This window comes from Cellvibrio fibrivorans, from assembly GCF_031457055.1.
GTDB classification, from domain to species: domain Bacteria; phylum Pseudomonadota; class Gammaproteobacteria; order Pseudomonadales; family Cellvibrionaceae; genus Cellvibrio; species Cellvibrio fibrivorans.
Window position 1 is genome coordinate 192007 of record NZ_JAVDVX010000001.1, and the last position, 19341, is coordinate 211347.

The following is a 19341-nucleotide window of genomic DNA, read 5'->3' on the forward strand; positions in this document are numbered from 1 at the left end:
GACCCACTAGATAATTACGTTTTCCGTTTTACTATTTCCACCAAGCTATGCTCGCAACAAACTGCAAACACTCACTGAATTTAATCTTTGTCTGTTAAATTATGCTCGCGCATCAAATCGTCGTAACGTGGCTCTACATTCGCTTTATCGATAACATCAATCGACAATTGCACTTCCTTGTTATCCACCTGCAAAAACACATCGCCATTTTCCACTTTAGTGATTACGCCTTTAAAACGACGGCGACCATCACGCGCAATTCGCAAACGCACACTGATAGTTTCACCAAGGTAGCGCACGTACTGCGACTCTTTATAAAGCGGGCGATCCATACCTGGGGATGACACTTCAAGTGTGTATTCACCATCAATCGGATCTTCTACATCGAATACAGCGCTCACCTGACGGCTGACGCGCTCGCAATCATCCAGCGATACACCGTTGGGTCCATCGATAAAGATACGCACAGTGGTGTAACGCCCCTGCGTCAAATATTCCAACCCCCACAACTCGCAACCTAAGGCAGTAGCGACAGGTGAAACCATTTGCTCTAACAATTCTTGCTTGGAAGCCATGCTTTAATCCGCACTAAAACCAGCCCTGCAAAATGCAGAAGCCCAAAAAACAAAAATGGGCACAAGGCCCATTCGAACGTTTACTGCATTCACCGCACAGGCCGTACGGTGGGGGCGATGCCCGCAAACAACAAATACAAAAAAGCCCCAAAAAGGGGCTTCTCGACCGAATTTGCTTTACAAGAAAGCAAATTCGTAACCTCTTGATTTCTGGCGAGAACCGGGAAATCCCTTTTCTTCACCGCTTCTTGCTGATATCTACCGCAAGCAAGAAACTAAAATTTTGGTTGCGGGGGCAGGATTTGAACCTACGACCTTCGGGTTATGAGCCCGACGAGCTACCAAGCTGCTCCACCCCGCGACTGAAACTCACATTTGCCAACCGCTCAAGTGAGGCCGCGAATTATAGGGAGACATCTATATGCGGTCAAGGAAAATAAACACTTGAACACAACAAAAGCCAATCTGGATGCTTTATTGAGCGATGCGTCTAATTAGACGGCAGACCGCGCACTCATAACGAAAATTAGCAACAAAAAATGACAGTTCCATTAACACTAAACGGTTTTATTCAAAAAACTGCCTATGCCGGGTTCCGAGTTGAACACACCAATTTCAATCAAGCGACGATTGAGATCTATATTGCGTTTGGCACCTTCGTTAAAAAATTCTGCGCGCGCCTGACGCTGATCCAACAGACGCTGCTCAGCTTCAAACCGTTCCTGATCGGCTTGCAACCGCGCCTCCTCATCCGCCAAACGCTGCTTTTCATCCTCGGCTTTTGCCCGAGCCCGTTCAGCGTCTTGTGAATCACCAGCGCCAGCAGGCTGATTTTGCCCATTAGCCTCGCCAATGTCTCCACGGCGCTGCTCCGACTCAATCGTTTTCTGCTCGCGCAACTCAGCGCGTGCCTGCTGCTCCATCTGCGCCGCTTGCGCAGCCACATTAGCGTCTTGCGATGATGGCTCCGCCGGAGCATTTGCCGCCCTGCGCAGCTGCTGCGCTTTGCGCAATGTCGCCTCGGGGTCACCGGGAATAGGGCTGGTGTCAATTTGCACCTCTCCACCCACCGCATAACTCACACCATCAGGGCCGCGCACAAAAGAATAGGTCGGACTGCTTGCATACTGGCCTGCTACCGCAGCATGTGCTTGCTCATGGGCACGCACTTCGCGGTCGCGCGCAGCCAATACCTGAATTTGCTCGCGCTCAGCCTGTTGACGCTCCTGCTCTGCACGGCGCTTCAATGCCGCATCTTGCACTGCCTGATCGCCACCTTGCGCACCGCGTCCAACACGGTCACGCTCGACGTCATCGTTGGGGCGCTCATCGGGCAGACGACGATTTTGCCCTCGTCCCGCTTCAGCCATTTGTTCAGTGGGACGAAAGGTGGACGATTTTAGATCAGTAGTTTCCTGACCAACAGGCGCTCGTCCCATAGGCACAAACGGCGCTACAGTATTGGCGAAGTTAGACGGGACATTATTGATCACTCAACTCACCTCACAGAATTCGAAACCGTTTACCTTCAGGCTTTGATATCCAACAATGTACCTATAGTTTCGTCGGCAGCTCTCACCACCTTGGCAGAACTATCAAATACCTGGCTTTGGGCTTTGATGTTAATCAGTGGCTCAACAACATCATTTGCTTGTGGGTTATCGCGCTGGGTAGTGCCGGCCTGCGCAATTTGCTGTGCTGATTGCAGCATCGATGACTGGCTTTTTTGCATACCAATCAGACCCTGGTTGACTACAGAACCTACGTCCATCAGTTTGCCCTCTTTAAATTGGCTATCAAGAATGAGACCAAAGGGAAATAGTAAAAAAACACTACCCCAACCTTATGTAATAGTTTACGCCGGGAAATGCTTAAAAAACAGGCGGGATTGCCGCTTAACTATCCCCTTTTAAGACGAGTTTGGCTTAAAAAAACCAGCGATATAACTTGAAACTATTCGCTTTTTCCAACCAAACCAAGGGTTTGCTGATATTCAGAGATGGCGCGCGCCTGCTCAAAGATGCTCTGGGCAGTCAGTTGCAAGCCGCTGCGCACCGGCAACCCGGCCGCCTGCAAGGCGCGCCCACTCCAGGTATTGCAGTTGCTGAACAGGCTGTAATGGCCGCTCGCCTGATAGAAGTTACCCGCATCGGTCACATAGGCCTGCAAAGGAATGACGAGGCCGGACTCATCCAGCGCAAAGGATTTATCCAGAGAGCGAATCAACTTGCGCACCCCCTTGTCAGTAATTGCGATGGGCACGCGGGTCTCCGGCGGGATGGATGCAAACGGCGGCTGCGCATAGGCAATCACCTGCAGCGCTGAATGGCTCGATGCGATCAGTGCCTTGGTTGCAGAACCGAAGGTTTTACTTTTGCCGGTAAAGTAATTGCCATCGCCCCAGCCGATGCGAATATAGCGTTGGTTAGCAGCCTCTTGTTGCAAATAACGGCTGTGGCGCGCGACGGTTGTTGCATCAATTAAAATACTGGTATGCCATTCGCGATAAATAAAATAGATAGTGTGCTCCGTACCGGCGACAGGAATTTTTTGTTTTGCAGGCATAGAGGTGCAACCCGCAAGCGCACAAAGGATAAAAAACCAAATCGCAAAATTACGAACAGATATAGCCATGACGATTAGCGATTCACATGGAAAAAAAGTGCGCCAATGATTCCTGATCAAGCGCATTCGCAACTGTTTCGGGTACCGCACTTTCCAACCAGGGCACCACCCCCAAACAAGGCGCTGGTATGCGCGCTGCCAAGCTGTGAATATTTTCTTGCAACACCGGCATATCCGCATCAATACAATTGGCTACCCAACCCGCCAATTGCAAACCATCATTGCGAATCGCTTCTACCGTTAAGAGCGCATGATTGATACACCCCAAACGCACACCCACTACCAATATCACCGGCAAGCGCAAAATTTTTACCACATCGGCCAGCGTCTCTTGCGGATTTAACGGAACGCGCCATCCGCCCGCACCTTCCACCAAGGTAAAATCGACTTGATTTAAGCTGCCGCGACAAAATCCTGCCAGACGATCCGCCGATAAAACCCGCTTCTCTTGTTGTGCGGCAATATGCGGAGCAATGGCAGATTCCAATGCAATAGGATTTATTTGCTCATACACCAGCGGTTGGGTAATGACTGATTGCAATAAAAGCGCATCAGCATTGCGCAGACCCGCTTCGGTTTTTTCGCAACCCGCAGCAAGTGGTTTTAACGCAGCCGTTTTCAAGCCATGATTTTTTGCCGCAACCAACAAACCTGCAGCAACTAACGTTTTACCAACGTTAGTATCCGTGCCTGCGATAAAAAATGCTTTTCTAGCCATGATGTTTGTGTGCCGCCTCTTTATTTGCAGTCAAATAAATGACATCGTAAGTTGCAGATAAACCTTGCTCCGTGCGAAATGCTTCATACGCTTTTTTAAACGCAAGCAAACGCGAGCGCCCGGTTAGGCCTTCCGGCTTACCAGAATTAATATTATGCGCACCCAACGATTTTAGCTCGCGGGTCAATTCGCTTAAACGATCGTAATAAAGAATACGATTTTCTTGTTGCGCATCAGCCACCGCCATGCGCACCGACTTAACAGCAGAGATAATATTTTTCTGCGATTGAAAGCGATTCACATGCACATAATCATCCACCTGCTCCCATGCAGATTTTAATTCATGCAATGTGTGCGGCCCGAGCGTCGCAATGTGCAGCTGCCCGTCCGGTTTAAGCACACGCGCAAGCTCCGCCATTAATTGCGGCAAATTGTTACACCACTGGATCGCGAGACTGGAAAAAATGAGATCGACACTATTATCAGCTAAAGGCAACAACTCTGCGTCTGAGCACATCCATGCTATTTCTTTTTGCTGCTGCGCTGCGTAATGCAACATACCTTCCGCGATATCCAAACCCACAAGCTGAGATTCGGGGTATTTCACCGCTAACTGCCGCGTGAAAAATCCGGTACCTGAGCCCAGATCCACCACCACCGACTGCGCTGGTAATCCATCAGGAAGCTGTGTAAATAACTGCGCGCCTATATCGCGCTGCAATTGCGCAACTGAATCGTAGGTTGCTGCAGCGCGACTAAATGAACGGGCAACCTTTTTTTTATCCAGCGGTGTTTCATTCAAGGAGGTTGCATCCAATTCGGCAACCGACAGAATTTTCTCTTTCGCAAACCGGGCGATAGCGTCAATCACCACATGCGGTTTACTCCAGTGCAAAGCGTGAGCGGTATTTCCCAAAATCTGGATTTCTTGCTGCGGATTGATCTGCGCCATTAATTCTGCAGCAGCCACCGGCACCAGCGCATCTTTTTCAGCCAACAAATGCAAACCAGGCTGCGTGAGCTGTGCAAAGGTGACGCGATTATCAAGCTCCGTTAATAGCTGCAATGCTTGCAACCAGTTATCGGTCACTGAACCTGTGTCATTGCGGCGCAATTGTTTTAACAGGTTGCGCTCCTCTGCATCGCCCTGCGCCAACAAACCGCAAAATAATTTCAGGGTTGCCTGTGGGTCTTGTTCAAAGCTTTGGTTAAATTGGCGATTGATTTCCGCCGGCATAGCGGCGGGATAATCCGGAGCAGCCACAAATTTTAAGTTGGCCGCCAAGGTAATTACCGCTCGGACACGCTCTGGAAAGCGCGCCGCCAATTGCACCGCAAGCATACCGCCAAGTGACCAGCCCATCACAACCGCATCTTGTGGCAATTGCGCAGCAATCTTATCGAGCACTGCAGCGAGCGAAAATTCCGGCAATACCGGGCTTGCGCCGAAGCCGGGTAAATCAATCAAGGTAATAGTGGCGAATGATTGCAGGGATTCCAATATCGGTTGCCAGGTGAGGCTATCGCAGCCCCAGCCGTGAATTAACACCAGATTAATCATGCGCGACCTCGTGCATGATTTCAGCCAATGCAGCTAGTAAGAGATCTACCTGAGCAATGCTATGCTCTGCGGAAAAAGTGATGCGCAAGCGCGAGCTGCCTACAGGAACTGTGGGGGGGCGAATGGCAATAATTAAAATGCCGCGCTCGGCCAATTTTTGCGATATTAATAAAGCTTTGGCTTCATCGCCGATAACAATCGGCTGGATGGGTGAAAACGAATCCATTAACTGTAAATTCAGCGCTTGTGCGCCTGCGCGAAAATGCGCAATTAAGTTGTTGAGATGGTCACGCCGCCAGTGTTCGGTTTGGATTAAACGCAGACTAGCCCGTGTAGCAGCGGCGACGGCGGGCGGCATAGCAGTGGTATAAATATAGGGGCGTGCAAATTGGATAAGCGTTTCGATTAAAGTTTCACTGCCCGCGATAAATGCGCCGAAACTGCCAGCGGCCTTACCGAGCGTACCCATTAAAATTGGCAACTGGCTTTGCGTTAACCCAAAATATTCCGCGCTGCCTGCACCAGTTTTTCCAAGGCATCCAAAACCGTGTGCATCATCCACCATCAGCCAGGCATTATTTTTTTGCGCAAGTGCGGCGAGTTCAGGCAGGGGCGCGCAATCACCATCCATACTGAATACACCATCAACGACAATTAATTTTCGCTGCGCATCGGTTTTATCCAAACGGTGTTGCAAATTTTCCAAATCATTATGCAAAAATCGCTGGAAGCGTGCACCACTTAATAAACCGGCATCCAACAAACTCGCATGATTTAAACGGTCTTCAAATACCGCATCACCTTGACCGACCAGTGCGGTAATTGCGCCCATATTGGCCATATAACCGGTGGAAAATAACAATGCTCGCTCACGGCCGGTAAAAGCGGCTAACTCTTCTTCCAATGCGTGGTGTTCGCTTGAGTGCCCGGCAACCAAATGCGATGCACCGCTGCCCACACCAAATTTTTCAGCTGCTTTTTGCAAGGCCGCAATAACATCAGGGTGATTAGCCAAACCTAAATAATCGTTGCTACAAAACGCGAGATAGTTTTTGCCATCAACAACTACTTGTGGTGTTTGCGGTGACTGCAACAATTTGCGCGTACGATAAAGATACGCTGCGCGGCGTTCGGCGAGGGCGGGAGCGAGCGTTTGATCGAGATGAGAAGACATGAGTAAGCACGCGTAGGGCGGGTTAGCGAAGCAACCCGCCGTAGGGATAATCACAAAGTGAAACTTATTTTGCAGCGTTGTAAAACATCGAATCCATTGCCGCTTCTTGCAACTGATGCACTATCGATGCCTCCTGCTCGCTTTCATCTTCATGCACTTCATAAGCTTCGGGCTTGATGCCGAGCTTTTTGAACAACTGCATATCTTTGTTGGCTTCAGGGTTGGGCGTAGTCAGTAATTTCTCACCATAGAAAATCGAGTTAGCGCCAGCGAGGAAAGCCATCGCCTGGGTTTGTTCGTTCATTTGCTCACGACCAGCAGAGAGGCGCACGTGCGATTGCGGCATCAAAATACGGGCGACGGCGATGGTGCGGAGAAAATCAAACGGATCGAGATCCGCTTCATTTTCCAATGGCGTACCGCCGACTTTTACCAGCATGTTGATGGGCACAGATTCGGGATGTTCCGGCATATTGGCAAGCTGCTGCAGCAGACCGGCGCGATCATTTTCTTCTTCACCCATGCCGACAATACCGCCGCAGCAGACTTTCATACCGGCCTTGCGCACGTTGGCCAGGGTTTCCAATCGGTCTTGATAGGTGCGGGTAGTAATGATTTCACCGTAGTATTCGGGCGAGGTATCGAGGTTGTGGTTGTAGTAATCCAAACCCGCATCAGCCAATTCCTGCGCTTGTGATTCGTCGAGCATACCAAGCGTCATGCAGGTTTCCAGACCCAAGGCTTTAACACCCTGCACCATAGTCGTCACGTAGGGCATATCTTTGTTTTTCGGCGAGCGCCAGGCGGCGCCCATGCAGAAGCGGGTAGCACCGGACGCTTTGGCCGCTTTGGCTTCCTCAATCACTTTTTCCACTGCCATCAACTTTTCTCGCTCAAGACCGGTGTCGTAACGGGCTGACTGCGGGCAATAGGCGCAGTCTTCCGGGCAGGCGCCGGTTTTGATCGAGCAGAGCGTGCTGACCTGCACCTCATTGGGATTGAAATGGGCGCGGTGCACGCTTTGCGCCTGGAACATCAGGTCGCTAAAGGGAAGTGCAAACAGGGCGGTGATTTCGGCGCGGGTCCAATCGTGTCTGATGGTCGGAGCAAGGCTGGCATTCATAGGTGCGTTCCATTGTGTTCTGGGCAAAAGTGTTCGGACTATGACCGCATCTTAACTGAGCAAAAAAAGCTGTCAACCCAAAAGCTCAATTCGGGTTTACAACTCCATTTTGACAAAAGCGCAGGCAATATCGACAATGCCACCACCAAGGATGTATTTGATAGGGATTTTTATGCTGCGCTTGACCCTCACCAACCTGCTCAACCACCTGCTGCCAGCCCCTTGCTTGATGTGCGGCCTCGCCAGCGCCGACTTTCAGCTACTCTGCCCCGAATGCGATGCCGCCCTACCGCGCTTGAACCGCGAACCCTTTTTATGCCGCTGCTGCGCCCTGCCACTAACCAGCGATGCCGCCTTGTGCGGAAAATGCCTGCAAAAACCGCCAGCTTTTCGCCAATCCAGTATCGCCTTTCGTTACGAGCATCCACTTGACCACCTGATTCACCAGTTTAAATACCGGCGCCAGCTGAGCAGCGGCAAGCTACTCGCACGCTTGCTGGCCGAGACCTGCAGGCACAGTGAGCGCCCGGATTTTTTAGTGCCTGTGCCTATCCACTGGCGAAAACGCTGGCAGCGCGGGTTTAACCAGAGCGAGCTTATGGCCTATTGGGTAGGTAAACACCTGGAGATTCCAGTGCTGTCAGCCTGCCGACAAGAGCATTATCACCATTCGCAGAAAGGGTTAAGCCGCGCACAGCGGTTAAAGAATTTACGCCAGTCATTCAGCATAAAACCGGCAAATTCGTTAACAATCCAAGCTGCGAAGATTGCGCTGATTGACGATGTCGTCACCACCACCGCCACGGCACGCACCTTGAGTGAACTATTGCTTAAAGCCGGCGCCAAACAGGTGGACATTTGGGCCTTGGCGCGCACGCCGGATCACTAGGCAAGCTAGATTGAACCGCCGCTGATACACGGGCGTATTAGTCCGCTTGCAATGCAACATTTGCAGCGAGCGAGACAAATCTTGCTACCTGGGTAGAGAAATAGTCGCTACTATCCCGTCACAGCCACTATCCTTTACCGCGATGATTCTTTATATCGCCTATGGCCGTTTATGCTGACTCTTTTTTTATTACCCTAATTGCTGCAAGGATTTTCATGAGCTTTTCCTATCGCCTGCTGACCCACGCCATCGCATTGGCTATCAGCTTGAGTATGCCCGCCTTGGCTGAAACTGCCCCACCCCTTGCATCGTCTGCCGCCCAGCAACTCTATGCTTCTGCCCAGCAAGACTTACTGCAGTTGCGCGTATTGCTGAAAAACGGCAATAGCCAATCTTCGGTTGGTTCGGGCTTTTTAATTGGCAATTCGAATTTGGTCGTGACCAATTTCCATGTGGTATCGCAAATTGCGCTGGAGCCAGAAACCTATTTTGGTGAATACAAGGACACCAGCGGTAAGAGTGGTGCGCTTGAATTACTGGCAGTCGATGTATTGCACGATTTAGCTGTAGTGCGCATTGCGCGCAATGGCAGTGGTTTTTTCAAAGTGCCGCACGCTGTCAATGGCGGCGAGCAACCCGCACTGGTGAAATTAAATCAAGGGCAACATTTATATTCGCTCGGCAATCCTCTCGATTTGGGGTTTACCATTTCTGAAGGCACTTATAACGGTATCAGCGCACGCGGTTTTTCCGACCAACTGATGTTTACCGGCCCAGTCAACGCAGGCATGAGTGGCGGCCCCAATGTGACCGCAGACGGACAAGTCGCCGGTGTAAATGTTGCGCATCGGCGAGACGGCGAATTGGTAAGTTTTTTGGTTCCGGTGCGCTATGTACAAGCATTGCTCGCACGCGTGACGGGCGATATGACACCACCTACCGATTTCAAACCGGTGATTGGTGAACAGTTGCTGGAACACCAAGCGGTGATGGTGGATAAATTATTGGAGAAACCATTCAGCATTAAAGATTTAGGACCCTATCGTGTTCCGGTGCGCGAATCCGACCAAGTGCGCTGCTGGGGCAATACTGACAGTTCGGCGAAAAAGGCCTACACCATTGCGAGCATCAACTGCTCGATGGAATCGGCGATTTTTGTATCGGGTGACATGCAAACCGGTCATATCAGCATGCATCACAAATATGCACACAATAAAAACCTCAACGCCATGCAGTTTGCGCAGCTCGCCACCAATATGTTTAACGGCCAGGTGTATAGCACAGCAAAAAGCGAAACCATTACACCCGCAGCCTGCACAGAAGATTTTATTAAACACAATAATATTTCGCTGCGCGCGCTGGTATGCGCCGAGGCTTATCACAAATTTAAGGAGCTCTACGATTTCACGTTGATCACCGCGAGCACTGACGACAGCCAAAAAAGTTTGCAAAGTATGATCAATATCCAAGGCGTCTCCTACGGCAACGGCATGAAATTAATTAACCAATTTTTGCAGGGAATTGATCGCACCACAAAAACGGATGACGAAACAAAACCTGTACTCGATGACAGCATTAAAACTGATGCAAGCGACACTTCCAATACTGAATCAGCGCAAAATAAATCCGACACTATGGAGGCCGCACAATGAGCCACTCCATTTTTGTTGAGCAATTAACACCTGATGGCGAAGTATTACATCGCAGCAAAGTGACGCATCTGCCAATCACCATTGGCCGCGCTTACGACAACGATATTATTCTCGATGACCCACATACTGCCGCGCATCATGCGCAGATTGAATTGAATCAACTGGATGAACTGATCATCGCGGATTTAGGCAGTTACAACGGCATCACTTACGCCAATACCCGTGAGAATTTTTTTGTTGTGGGCGGCGATAATATTTATCGCCTCGGCCACACACGATTGCGGATTCGCACAGCCAACTACAAAGTGGCCGCAGAAGTAACCGATTTGACCAACCACCGCTGGGAAGGTTTGCTACCAGCACTTACTGGTTTGGCCTTGTTGTTAGTAACTGGACTGTTAAGCACCTGGCTCGCAGATCTCAATCAAGGCACGCTCAGCAAATACTTGCTGGAGCTGGTCAGTGTGTTTGGTTTTGCGATTGGCTGGAGTGGAATCTGGGCGCTGTTTGGCAAACTGTTTACCGGCCACGCACGTTTTGGTCGCCATTTATTTATTGCCAGTGCGGGTCTGGCATTTCTGGAGTTATGGGAACACCTCAGCGGCTTGGTTGCCTATGCATTCAGTTGGGAAGCGCTGCTCACATTTAGCGTACATCCGCTTATTTTTATTTGCGCGATTGTGCTCTATTTCCATTTTCTGACTGCGGGGAATAAACGTCCGAACCGCTTAAAAATCTACTTGGCGGCCATCGCGATCCTGGGTTCCGCTATCACCATGACCAAGGAATACCAAGCGAGCAATCACTTGTCGGATGAGCTTTATATGAGCCGCATTTATCCACCGGCAGTGCGTATTAGCCGTGATCACAGCCTGGAAGAGTTTATGGCGGATATGCAAAGCCTGAAAGAAAAAGTTGATGGGGAGCGCAAAGACAATCCTGAAAAAGACGGCGCTGAAAAAAAGAGCTCCGAAAAAGATAACCCGGATCAAGACGGTGGTGATGCAGTCGAATCGGATGCACCGGCGGATACGCCTACAAAACCTGAAAGCAATAACTGAACTAACAAACAAAAGGAGTAAACCATGTTGAAAAAACGCAATGTAAAAATCGCATTGGGATTATTCGGTGCGTTGGCTTTAAATAGCCTGGTTGCAGCGGCCGATTTCACCTTATCCAGCCCGACGATCAAACCAGAGTCCACCCTCGGAGCCGATCAGGTATTCAATGGTTTTGGCTGCACCGGCAACAATATTTCACCGGAATTGATATGGGCTAATGCACCCGAAGGCACCAAGAGTTTTGCACTCACGGTTTACGATCCGGATGCACCTACTGGCTCTGGCTGGTGGCACTGGGTAGTTTATAACCTACCCGCTACCACCACGAAATTAGCAGCAGGTGTTGGTACGGCGGATGGCAAAAAACTCCCTGCGGGCAGCCTGCAGGGTCGCACGGATTTTGGTGCACCCGGTTTTGGTGGCGCCTGCCCGCCAGTGGGCGATAAACCGCATCGCTACATTTTTACCCTGCACGCACTCAAAACCGAAAAGATAGAAGTCCCCGCTGATGCTACCGCCGCGCTAATCGGCTACATGATCAACGCCAATCGTATCAGCCAAGCCAGCTTTACCGCTTACTACGGGCGCTAAACACGCTATCGGCGTCGGCATTGTTATCGCCCGCGCCGATTCGTTGGACAGCATCCGCCCGCCCGCCTAGAATGGCGCCCTTTTTCCAACCCACCCTTCTGCGCAGGTATTCCAATGGGCAACAAAACCGCTCTCTATGCCACCCATCAAGCCATGGGCGGCAAACTCGTGGACTTTGGCGGCTGGGATATGCCACTTCATTACGGCTCGCAAATCGAGGAGCACCATAAGGTGCGTCAATCGGCGGGGATGTTTGATGTCTCCCATATGACTGTGGTGGATGTGACGGGCGGCGATGCCAAAGCCTATCTGCAATATCTGCTTGCTAACGACGTTGCCAAGCTGGATTCGCTATTCGGCAAAGCACTCTATAGCGGCATGCTCAACCATGATGGTGGCGTGATCGATGATTTGATCGTCTATAACCTCGGCGATTGGTACCGCGTTGTCGTTAACTGCAGCACCCGCGAGAAAGACCTCGCCTGGATGAATCAAGTTGCAAAGACGTTCTCTGTCGCTATAACCGAGCGCCCAGAGTTGGCGATGATCGCGGTGCAAGGGCCAGATGCAATTCGCATCGCCTCATCGCTGCTAAGCGCTGAACAGGCGGCGATAATCGCTAGCCTGCAAGTATTCCAAGGCCTGCCTGCGGGCGATTGGTTTATTGGCCGCACAGGTTATACCGGCGAAGACGGTCTGGAAATCATGCTACCAAACGAAGCAGCAGCAAGCTTCTGGAAGGCTTTGGCCGATGCAGGTGTCGCACCCTGCGGTTTGGGCGCACGGGATACCTTGCGACTCGAAGCAGGTATGAATCTTTACGGCCATGAGATGGATGAATCCGTATCGCCACTCGCCGCCAATATGGGCTGGACTATTGCATGGCAACCAGACTCACGCGACTTTATCGGCCGCGCGGTATTGGAAGCACAAAAGGCAGCTGGATCAACCCAAAAGCTGGTGGGATTGGTACTGCGCGAACGCGGTGTGTTGCGCGCTGAACAGATCGTCACAGTAGCAGGTAGCGATGAAAAAGGCGTAATCACCAGCGGGACATTTTCGCCCAGCTTGGGCTATTCTATTGCTTTAGCGCGGGTGCCCCGCAGCATAGGCGCCCACTGTCAGGTCGAGATGCGCGGCAAGCTAGTCACCGTCGAGGTAGTCGCACCCAATTTTGTACGCAATGGAAAAGCCCTTATCTGACCATAACGTTGATCGTTTAAAAATTCTTATCGGAACTACCACAGGAACAAGATCATGAGTGATATTCGCAAAGAACTGAAATATTTGAGCAGCCACGAGTGGGCGCGAGTTGAAGAAGATGGCACAGTCACCATCGGCATTACCGACCATGCACAAGATGCATTGGGTGATGTGGTGTATGTAGAAACCCCGGAAGTCGGCACCCGCATAGCACTGGGCGAAGAAGCAGGCGTAGTGGAGTCCGTTAAAGCAGCTTCCGATATTTACTCGCTGGTATCAGGTGAAGTCGTTGCCGTTAACGAAGCACTGCAAGATGCCCCAGAAACCGTTAACAGCTCACCATACGATGATGGCTGGTTCTTCCGCGTTAAGCCTGATGATTTGGCTGAACTTGATGAAGCACTCGATGCAAGTGAATATCGTGAACTGTTGGAAAGCGATGAATAATTTTTTATTTTTCACTCTCCATCAAAAAAACGCGGCATTTGCCGCGTTTTTTATTGCCTAATTTTTTTCCTCGCATTACAGCGCCGATTTAATTTCATTTTGGATTGTTTTTACATCGCGAGGCCAAGGGCCTGCATCACGCTGGACATCGGGCAATCTGGCAATTGCTTGGCGCGCCTGAGCAGAACTGATGTAACGGCCAGTAATCACCACAAACCAATCCTTGCCTTGACGCTTGCTCTTGAACACCAAAAGATCTTTTTTATTCGCTTGGGCGGCAACAAAATCTCGCGCCGCTTTTTCACTGCTGACGCCCAATAATTGGATCGTGTACTCACTGGGCCTCCAAGAAAGAATATTGCGCTCTTGCGCACCCGCACCAATCGCCGCAGTGGATACTGATTTTACGGTGGGCTTAACGATGTCCGGTTCGGGTTTAATAACTTTCACTTCTGGCGGCGCCGCTGGTTGAGGCGCGACCTCTACGGGTTTCGCTTGCGCAATCGGCATAGGTTCAGGCAATGCTTGTGTTGGCTTAGGCTGCGAAGTGGGCAATTGAGCCAAAGGAACAACTTCCTCTTTTGGCATGTCTTCACTAATCACACTCGTCGATGCAGCTGATTCCACAGTTTGTAAGGGTTCTGTTATCGGCTGCACTTGTTGATTGGGCTGCAGGGGTTGCGGCAAGGTCTGTAACAATGGCTGCACAGGAGTATCTGTAGAGCTTAACTCCGCATTTTTATTATCCACACCCGCTGACGCCACAGATGCTGGCTGGGTAGTTTCTGGCTGAGGTGCTGCTGTGGGAAGCGCGGTTGAATTGGCTAGAGATGAATTCGTGGGTGCCTGTGTTTTGTCATCGCCCATATACAGAAATGCTACACCTACCACCGCAATCAACATGGATATTGCAATGATATGTACTACCGGCAAAGGGCGTTTGCTGGATGGAGACGGAGGCGTTACTGACTCGAGCAAGCGCTCCTGCGCCAACTCATGCAATACACTTAGCTGCCCATGGGTCTGCCGCCACCAAGGCTCGACCATCGGCTCGGTAAAGATCTCAGGACCAAGATAATCAGCCATCTCCATGCGGAAATTTAAATAATCAACTGTCTCCAACAAACCAAATGGTTGTAGATGGAAATCATTGATTAATAAATTTTCCGGACTCAAACGCTCCAGGCGATGCATTAATTGTGGCTCGCCAAACAGCGCAAGATGCAAACGATTTTGTTGCGGAAAATTACTGAGTAACGAGGTCAATACCGAGATGGACTGGTCATCCAACAATTGGGCATTGTCCAAAACTACAACTGCCAAACCATCATCATCTGAAACAGCTTCTTCGGCAATAAATGCTTCGAGAGTCGCCAACAGACTTTCAGTTGAAGGGACGTCACTGGTCTCAATACCAAAGGATTGAATGATCGACAACAAAATTTGTTCGAGACTCTGACCAGAGCGCAAGCTCAAAAAACAAATTTGATCCTGGTCTGAAAGCGAATCCATAAACGCGTGGGCAATGCGGGTTTTGCCCAGGCCATGCTCACCCAAAACAGCGAGCACACTATTACTGAATTGGCAGAGGTGTAATAACTGGTCGAGCAACTGACGACGACCCGCGCCGGTAAACAAGGGGAATGAATAATCATGGGCGAAAGGATCTTCTGACAAACCATAGCGCTGCCGATAATCTGCCAGGAGCTGATCCTCAGGATGTTCATCATCCGGCTCATCAAACAAATAACCCTGTTGTGAATCGCCGTGATCGAGTAGGCGACTGTCCGGCTGGGCACGCAGCGGTGACTCTCTCGTCATGATGTCTGTCTCTTGTAATCTGTTTCGTTAATTCGCTTTGCACGCTTCAAAAGTATCTTGCAGCATTCCGGGATCGATATCACTGGTAACAATTGCTTTACCCATAGACTCCAGCAACACCAAACGTAAACGCCCATCCAATACCTTTTTATCGACCCCCATTAATTCCATAAATTGTTCAGGAGTCATATCAGCTGGTGCTTTTACCGGTAAATGTGCTCGCTGCAATAACTGAATAACCCGCGCCAACTCTTCTGAACTAATGGCGCCGCGACGCCAGGACAAATCCGCAGCCATTACCATGCCTGCTGCAACAGCTTCACCGTGTAGCCAGTTGCCATAACCCTGCGCAGTTTCAATTGCATGACCAAAGGTGTGGCCCAAATTTAAAATCGCCCGCAAGCCGCCTTCACGCTCATCTTGTGCGACCACATCGGCTTTATTTTCGCAGGAGCGTTTTACCGCATATCCAAGCGCTGCCATATCACCCGCGAGCAGCTGATCCATATTATTTTCCAGCCAGACGAAAAATTCGTAGTCAGAAATCAAGCCGTATTTAACTATTTCTGCAATGCCTGCGGATAATTCACGCGCAGGCAACGTCGTTAATAATGAGGTGTCAGCAAGTACACAGAGTGGCTGATAGAAAGCACCAATCATATTTTTACCGAGCGGATGATTTACGCCGGTTTTACCACCAACAGATGAATCAACCATCGACAATAATGTTGTTGGAATCTGGATAAAATCAACACCGCGCTGGTAACACGCCGCAGCAAAGCCAGTCATATCACCAACCACCCCGCCACCGAGTGCAATCAACGTCGTAGTACGGTTATGGCGCGCACTGAGCAACTTATCAAAAATACTGGCCCACACATCCAGAGTTTTGTGGCTTTCACCATCTGGCAAGGTCACACTATCAACTTGATAACCATCGAGCGCAGCGCACAGTTGATCAAGATACAGCGGCGCTACAGTTTCATTGGTTACCACACAAACCTGACGTCCGCGAATATGTTGGCGAATCAAGCCGGGCTGCGACAACAATTGCTCGCCGATATAAATTGGATAGCTGCGGTCATCCAGATTAACGGTTAAAACCTGCATAAAAAGAGCCTTTAACTGGGATATAGAAAATCAGCCGCACTTTATCACAAAGTGCAGCTGATATCAGGGATGGAAAATGCAGGGAAAAGCAGACAAACAAAGAACTTGAACGGATCAGGCGTCCTGCACAAGCGATGCGATTTCCTGTGCAACTGCCTTCGGAGAGCGGCGATCAGTATTCACAACGAAATCCGCCGCATCTTGATACAGCGGATCGCGCAAGGCGAGTAAATCAATGATTTTCTGGCGCGGATTTTCAACTTGTAACAAAGGGCGCTTTTTATCGCGCGCGGTGCGCTCAACCAGTTGGTCGATAGAAGCCGTGAGATAACAAACAAACCCCGATGATTTCATCATTTCACGGTTTTGCGCACGCAAAACTATTCCACCGCCGGTCGCAATAACAGCATCACGCTCATTGGCCAATTCCAATAACACCGCTGTTTCGCGCTCACGAAAGCCCTCTTCACCTTCCATATCAAAGATCCAGGGAATATCAGCCCCCGTTCGCTCTTCTATAACACGGTCACTATCTCGAAAACTCAGGTTTAATTCTGCAGCCAATAAACGGCCTATGGTAGATTTGCCGGCCCCCATGGGGCCGACCAGAAAGACATTGGGTTTACGCATTAGTTTGCAAGAGTATCCGACATCAACTTGGGAGTAACAAAAATCAACAACTCGGTTTTGAACTGATTATCCACAGTTTTCTTGAATAAACGACCAAGATAGGGGATGTCACCCAATACAGGGACCTTATTCTCCCCCTTGGTTCCCTCTAATGAAAAGACTCCACCCAAAACTACCGTCTGACCATTATTTACCAGAACCTTGGTCTGTAAGCGAGTGATGTCCAGTGTTGGACGACCAGATACCTCAATGGAAGCAACTGAATCTTTCCACACATTCAAGTCCATAATAATCCGATTATCCGGTGTAATTTGCGGGGTTACCTCTAGCTTTAACACCGCCTCACGGAAACCAGTCGTGGTACCACCACTAGGCGCGGTTTCCAAAAACCCGATTTCTTTACCTGACTTAATAATGGCCAATTGTTTATCACTAGTGATGACTTTGGGCTGAGAGACAATCTCGGCATAACCAGAGTTTTCCAATGCGCTTAGCTCCAAATCCAGATAGGTACTATCAGTAAGAATGCCGATCGCAGCGCTTGCATAAGGGTCATTCACAGCCAAATCAACCACGTTATTCTCTGTAAGATTCAAAGTATTATCGTCATCATCAGGTCCTGGATTAAACCAGCGCGATGGATGAGTACCGTCTTCATCATCCAATCCTTCTTGGGAACCCGCAAAATCGATTACACGATTTCTATTTGCATTATAACCAACCCCCCCCCAACGAATACCCAGCTCCCGTTCAAAGTCGGTGTTAGCAATTACAATTCTCGCCTCAATCATCACTTGACGAATAGGGATATCTATTTGATCAACTAAACGCTTAAATGCCTCAATACGTTCCGCTGTATCAGTGATAATAATTGAATTAGTACGCTCATCTACTACACCTTGGCCACGTTCAGACAAAACACTGCCAGTTGCACGATTGCCGCCTTGACCACCGCCACCGCCACTGCCACCGCCATCACTAAACAGCTCAAACATTTCTTTAGCATTGGCGTAACGTACACGGATATATTCAGTCCGCAATGGAGCCAACTCTTCAAGTTGTTTCTTGGTGGTAATTTCCTGACGCTCACGCTCAGCAATTTCTGCTGCTGGTGCAACCATCAACACATTACCTACTTGACGTTTATCCAAACCTTTATTTTTGAGCACCATTTCTAAAGCTTGATCCCATGGAACATTCTGCAAGCGCAAAGTAATACGCCCTTGCACAGTATCGCTAGCTACCAAGTTCAATTCGGTAAAATCAGCAATAATCTGTAACACAGCACGAACTTCAATGTCCTGGAAATCCAGCGATAATTTTTCACCGGTATATTCAAAATCTTTTTTCTTCTCCTGCTTTTCCTGCTCTGTCAGCGGTTTGATGCTCAATACATATTCATTGTCTGTTTGATAGGCAAGATAGTCAAAATCGCCACCTGCACTGACATTAAGCACAGAGGTCTCACCTTCTTGCGTAGCACTAACCAGAGATACAGGAGTAGCAAAGTCAACTACATCCAAACGACGACGCAGCTCTGGAGGTAGCCACGCATCCTTGAACGATAACTTTACTCCTGCACCAGTGCCTACCATATCGGCACTAATTTTGGGATTGGACAGGGTAACAATGACACGGCCCTCACCCGCAGTGCCTCGACGAAAATCGATATTGGTAATCTTGGTTTGATTACCTAAAGTATCGTTTTCTTTAAAAGTAGATTTGGTAGCAACTTCGACAGCAGGACGACTTGCCTGCCCAGTATCAGAGCCTTTTGCTGCACCAACCTCGACGATAAAACTATTACCATCAGTGCGCGTTGTGTAGGAAGCCAAATCATTGAGATTTAATATCAGTCGGGTACGGCCTTCACTCGTCAGCACCATCGCACTTTGGCCATTATCGACAGCCAAAGGAAAGCGGCGCTCTTTCAGCCCGCTCACCACTTCAGGAAAGTCGAGCACGATACGAGCCGGCTTTTCGATGGTATAACCTTTAGGTTGCGGTGGTGGCGTATCGAACGACATACGCACCTCAAAACGCTCCCCAGGCAGCTGGAAAAAATTAATTTCATTCAGAGTGCTTGCCAGTGTTAACGGCGACACCAACAAACAAATAAATGCCACAACAAATTTACGCATATTCAACCCCGGAGTGAATA

At 49.7% G+C, this 19341-nt stretch carries 18 protein-coding genes and 1 tRNA gene; 6 read left to right on the forward strand and 13 right to left on the reverse strand.

The features are described from left to right. Nucleotides 1-80 precede the first annotated feature (80 nt). From rimP to bioB, 9 genes are all read right to left on the reverse strand, one after another. The gene (gene rimP / locus J2X05_RS00840) at nucleotides 81-575 is read right to left on the reverse strand and encodes a ribosome maturation factor RimP (protein WP_310067448.1); all 495 of its coding nucleotides are present in this window, start codon (nucleotides 573-575) and stop codon (nucleotides 81-83) included. Between the two features lie 284 nt (nucleotides 576-859). Then, nucleotides 860-936: transfer RNA gene (locus J2X05_RS00845), tRNA-Met, on the reverse strand. Nucleotides 937-1132: 196 nt separating this feature from the next. Beyond that, a complete protein-coding gene (locus J2X05_RS00850) occupies nucleotides 1133-2068 on the reverse strand; it encodes a putative metalloprotease CJM1_0395 family protein (RefSeq protein ID WP_310067451.1) in 936 nt (311 codons plus the stop codon). A gap of 35 nt (nucleotides 2069-2103) precedes the next feature. Next, nucleotides 2104-2346 carry a hypothetical protein gene (locus J2X05_RS00855; protein ID WP_310067452.1) on the reverse strand — a complete coding sequence of 81 codons (243 nt, stop codon included), beginning with the start codon at nucleotides 2344-2346 and terminating at the stop codon, nucleotides 2104-2106. 182 nt (nucleotides 2347-2528) lie between these two features. Next, complete coding sequence (locus tag J2X05_RS00860) at nucleotides 2529-3209, reverse strand: DUF2459 domain-containing protein (RefSeq protein ID WP_310067455.1); 681 nt, start codon at nucleotides 3207-3209, stop codon at nucleotides 2529-2531. A 13-nt stretch (nucleotides 3210-3222) separates the two neighbouring features. Continuing rightward, on the reverse strand, nucleotides 3223-3918 hold the full coding sequence (bioD, locus tag J2X05_RS00865) for a dethiobiotin synthase (RefSeq protein ID WP_310067457.1): 696 nt from the start codon (nucleotides 3916-3918) through the stop codon (nucleotides 3223-3225). Then, nucleotides 3911-5479 (reverse strand): malonyl-ACP O-methyltransferase BioC, encoded by a 1569-nt coding sequence (bioC, locus tag J2X05_RS00870; protein ID WP_310067459.1) that lies wholly within the window; start codon nucleotides 5477-5479, stop codon nucleotides 3911-3913. The genes bioD and bioC overlap by 8 nt, the downstream gene beginning before the upstream one ends. Then, entirely contained in the window at nucleotides 5472-6653 is a 1182-nt protein-coding gene (bioF, locus tag J2X05_RS00875; protein ID WP_310067460.1) for an 8-amino-7-oxononanoate synthase, read from the reverse strand. Before bioF ends, bioC begins: the two co-directional genes overlap by 8 nt. A 64-nt stretch (nucleotides 6654-6717) precedes the next feature. Further along, nucleotides 6718-7776, reverse strand: coding sequence for a biotin synthase BioB (gene bioB / locus J2X05_RS00880; RefSeq protein WP_310067463.1), 1059 nt, complete (start codon nucleotides 7774-7776; stop codon nucleotides 6718-6720). Between the two features lie 172 nt (nucleotides 7777-7948). Here bioB and J2X05_RS00885 point away from each other — a divergent pair, with 172 nt between their 5' ends. The 6 genes from J2X05_RS00885 (at nucleotide 7949) to gcvH (ending at nucleotide 13619) form a co-directional block, all read left to right on the forward strand. Further along, nucleotides 7949-8665 carry a ComFC family protein gene (locus J2X05_RS00885; RefSeq protein ID WP_310067465.1) on the forward strand — a complete coding sequence of 239 codons (717 nt, stop codon included), beginning with the start codon at nucleotides 7949-7951 and terminating at the stop codon, nucleotides 8663-8665. Between the two features lie 215 nt (nucleotides 8666-8880). Further along, nucleotides 8881-10317, forward strand: coding sequence for a S1 family peptidase (locus J2X05_RS00890; RefSeq protein WP_310067468.1), 1437 nt, complete (start codon nucleotides 8881-8883; stop codon nucleotides 10315-10317). Beyond that, nucleotides 10314-11378: an FHA domain-containing protein gene (locus tag J2X05_RS00895; protein WP_310067470.1), complete on the forward strand. Its 1065-nt coding sequence runs from the start codon at nucleotides 10314-10316 to the stop codon at nucleotides 11376-11378. The genes J2X05_RS00890 and J2X05_RS00895 overlap by 4 nt, the downstream gene beginning before the upstream one ends. Nucleotides 11379-11402: 24 nt before the next feature. Beyond that, the gene (locus J2X05_RS00900) at nucleotides 11403-11969 is read left to right on the forward strand and encodes a YbhB/YbcL family Raf kinase inhibitor-like protein (protein ID WP_310067471.1); all 567 of its coding nucleotides are present in this window, start codon (nucleotides 11403-11405) and stop codon (nucleotides 11967-11969) included. 114 nt (nucleotides 11970-12083) lie between these two features. Then, nucleotides 12084-13172 (forward strand): glycine cleavage system aminomethyltransferase GcvT, encoded by a 1089-nt coding sequence (gcvT, locus tag J2X05_RS00905; protein WP_310067472.1) that lies wholly within the window; start codon nucleotides 12084-12086, stop codon nucleotides 13170-13172. A 54-nt stretch (nucleotides 13173-13226) separates the two neighbouring features. Then, nucleotides 13227-13619 (forward strand): glycine cleavage system protein GcvH, encoded by a 393-nt coding sequence (gcvH, locus tag J2X05_RS00910; protein WP_310067475.1) that lies wholly within the window; start codon nucleotides 13227-13229, stop codon nucleotides 13617-13619. 75 nt (nucleotides 13620-13694) lie between these two features. On the opposite strand, the gene J2X05_RS00915 is transcribed toward gcvH, so the two are convergent. From J2X05_RS00915 to J2X05_RS00930, 4 genes are all read right to left on the reverse strand, one after another. Next, nucleotides 13695-15440 carry an AAA family ATPase gene (locus tag J2X05_RS00915; protein WP_310067477.1) on the reverse strand — a complete coding sequence of 582 codons (1746 nt, stop codon included), beginning with the start codon at nucleotides 15438-15440 and terminating at the stop codon, nucleotides 13695-13697. A 27-nt stretch (nucleotides 15441-15467) separates the two neighbouring features. After that, nucleotides 15468-16550, reverse strand: a complete 1083-nt coding sequence (gene aroB / locus J2X05_RS00920) for a 3-dehydroquinate synthase (protein WP_310067481.1) — start codon at nucleotides 16548-16550, stop codon at nucleotides 15468-15470. 114 nt (nucleotides 16551-16664) lie between these two features. Beyond that, the gene (aroK, locus tag J2X05_RS00925) at nucleotides 16665-17180 is read right to left on the reverse strand and encodes a shikimate kinase AroK (RefSeq protein ID WP_310067485.1); all 516 of its coding nucleotides are present in this window, start codon (nucleotides 17178-17180) and stop codon (nucleotides 16665-16667) included. Further along, entirely contained in the window at nucleotides 17180-19321 is a 2142-nt protein-coding gene (locus tag J2X05_RS00930; RefSeq protein ID WP_310067487.1) for a type IV pilus secretin PilQ, read from the reverse strand. Before J2X05_RS00930 ends, aroK begins: the two co-directional genes overlap by 1 nt. Nucleotides 19322-19341 lie beyond the last annotated feature (20 nt).

Coding starts and splice junctions, on each gene's coding strand:
- rimP (WP_310067448.1), bottom strand. CDS start 575: ATGGCTTCCAAGCAAGAATTGTTAGAGCAAATGGTTTCACCTGTCGCT.
- J2X05_RS00855 (WP_310067452.1), bottom strand. CDS start 2,346: ATGGACGTAGGTTCTGTAGTCAACCAGGGTCTGATTGGTATGCAAAAA.
- J2X05_RS00860 (WP_310067455.1), bottom strand. CDS start 3,209: ATGGCTATATCTGTTCGTAATTTTGCGATTTGGTTTTTTATCCTTTGT.
- bioD (WP_310067457.1), bottom strand. CDS start 3,918: ATGGCTAGAAAAGCATTTTTTATCGCAGGCACGGATACTAACGTTGGT.
- bioC (WP_310067459.1), bottom strand. CDS start 5,479: ATGATTAATCTGGTGTTAATTCACGGCTGGGGCTGCGATAGCCTCACC.
- bioF (WP_310067460.1), bottom strand. CDS start 6,653: ATGTCTTCTCATCTCGATCAAACGCTCGCTCCCGCCCTCGCCGAACGC.
- bioB (WP_310067463.1), bottom strand. CDS start 7,776: ATGAATGCCAGCCTTGCTCCGACCATCAGACACGATTGGACCCGCGCC.
- J2X05_RS00885 (WP_310067465.1), top strand. CDS start 7,949: ATGCTGCGCTTGACCCTCACCAACCTGCTCAACCACCTGCTGCCAGCC.
- J2X05_RS00890 (WP_310067468.1), top strand. CDS start 8,881: ATGAGCTTTTCCTATCGCCTGCTGACCCACGCCATCGCATTGGCTATC.
- J2X05_RS00895 (WP_310067470.1), top strand. CDS start 10,314: ATGAGCCACTCCATTTTTGTTGAGCAATTAACACCTGATGGCGAAGTA.
- J2X05_RS00900 (WP_310067471.1), top strand. CDS start 11,403: ATGTTGAAAAAACGCAATGTAAAAATCGCATTGGGATTATTCGGTGCG.
- gcvT (WP_310067472.1), top strand. CDS start 12,084: ATGGGCAACAAAACCGCTCTCTATGCCACCCATCAAGCCATGGGCGGC.
- gcvH (WP_310067475.1), top strand. CDS start 13,227: ATGAGTGATATTCGCAAAGAACTGAAATATTTGAGCAGCCACGAGTGG.
- J2X05_RS00915 (WP_310067477.1), bottom strand. CDS start 15,440: ATGACGAGAGAGTCACCGCTGCGTGCCCAGCCGGACAGTCGCCTACTC.
- aroB (WP_310067481.1), bottom strand. CDS start 16,550: ATGCAGGTTTTAACCGTTAATCTGGATGACCGCAGCTATCCAATTTAT.
- aroK (WP_310067485.1), bottom strand. CDS start 17,180: ATGCGTAAACCCAATGTCTTTCTGGTCGGCCCCATGGGGGCCGGCAAA.
- J2X05_RS00930 (WP_310067487.1), bottom strand. CDS start 19,321: ATGCGTAAATTTGTTGTGGCATTTATTTGTTTGTTGGTGTCGCCGTTA.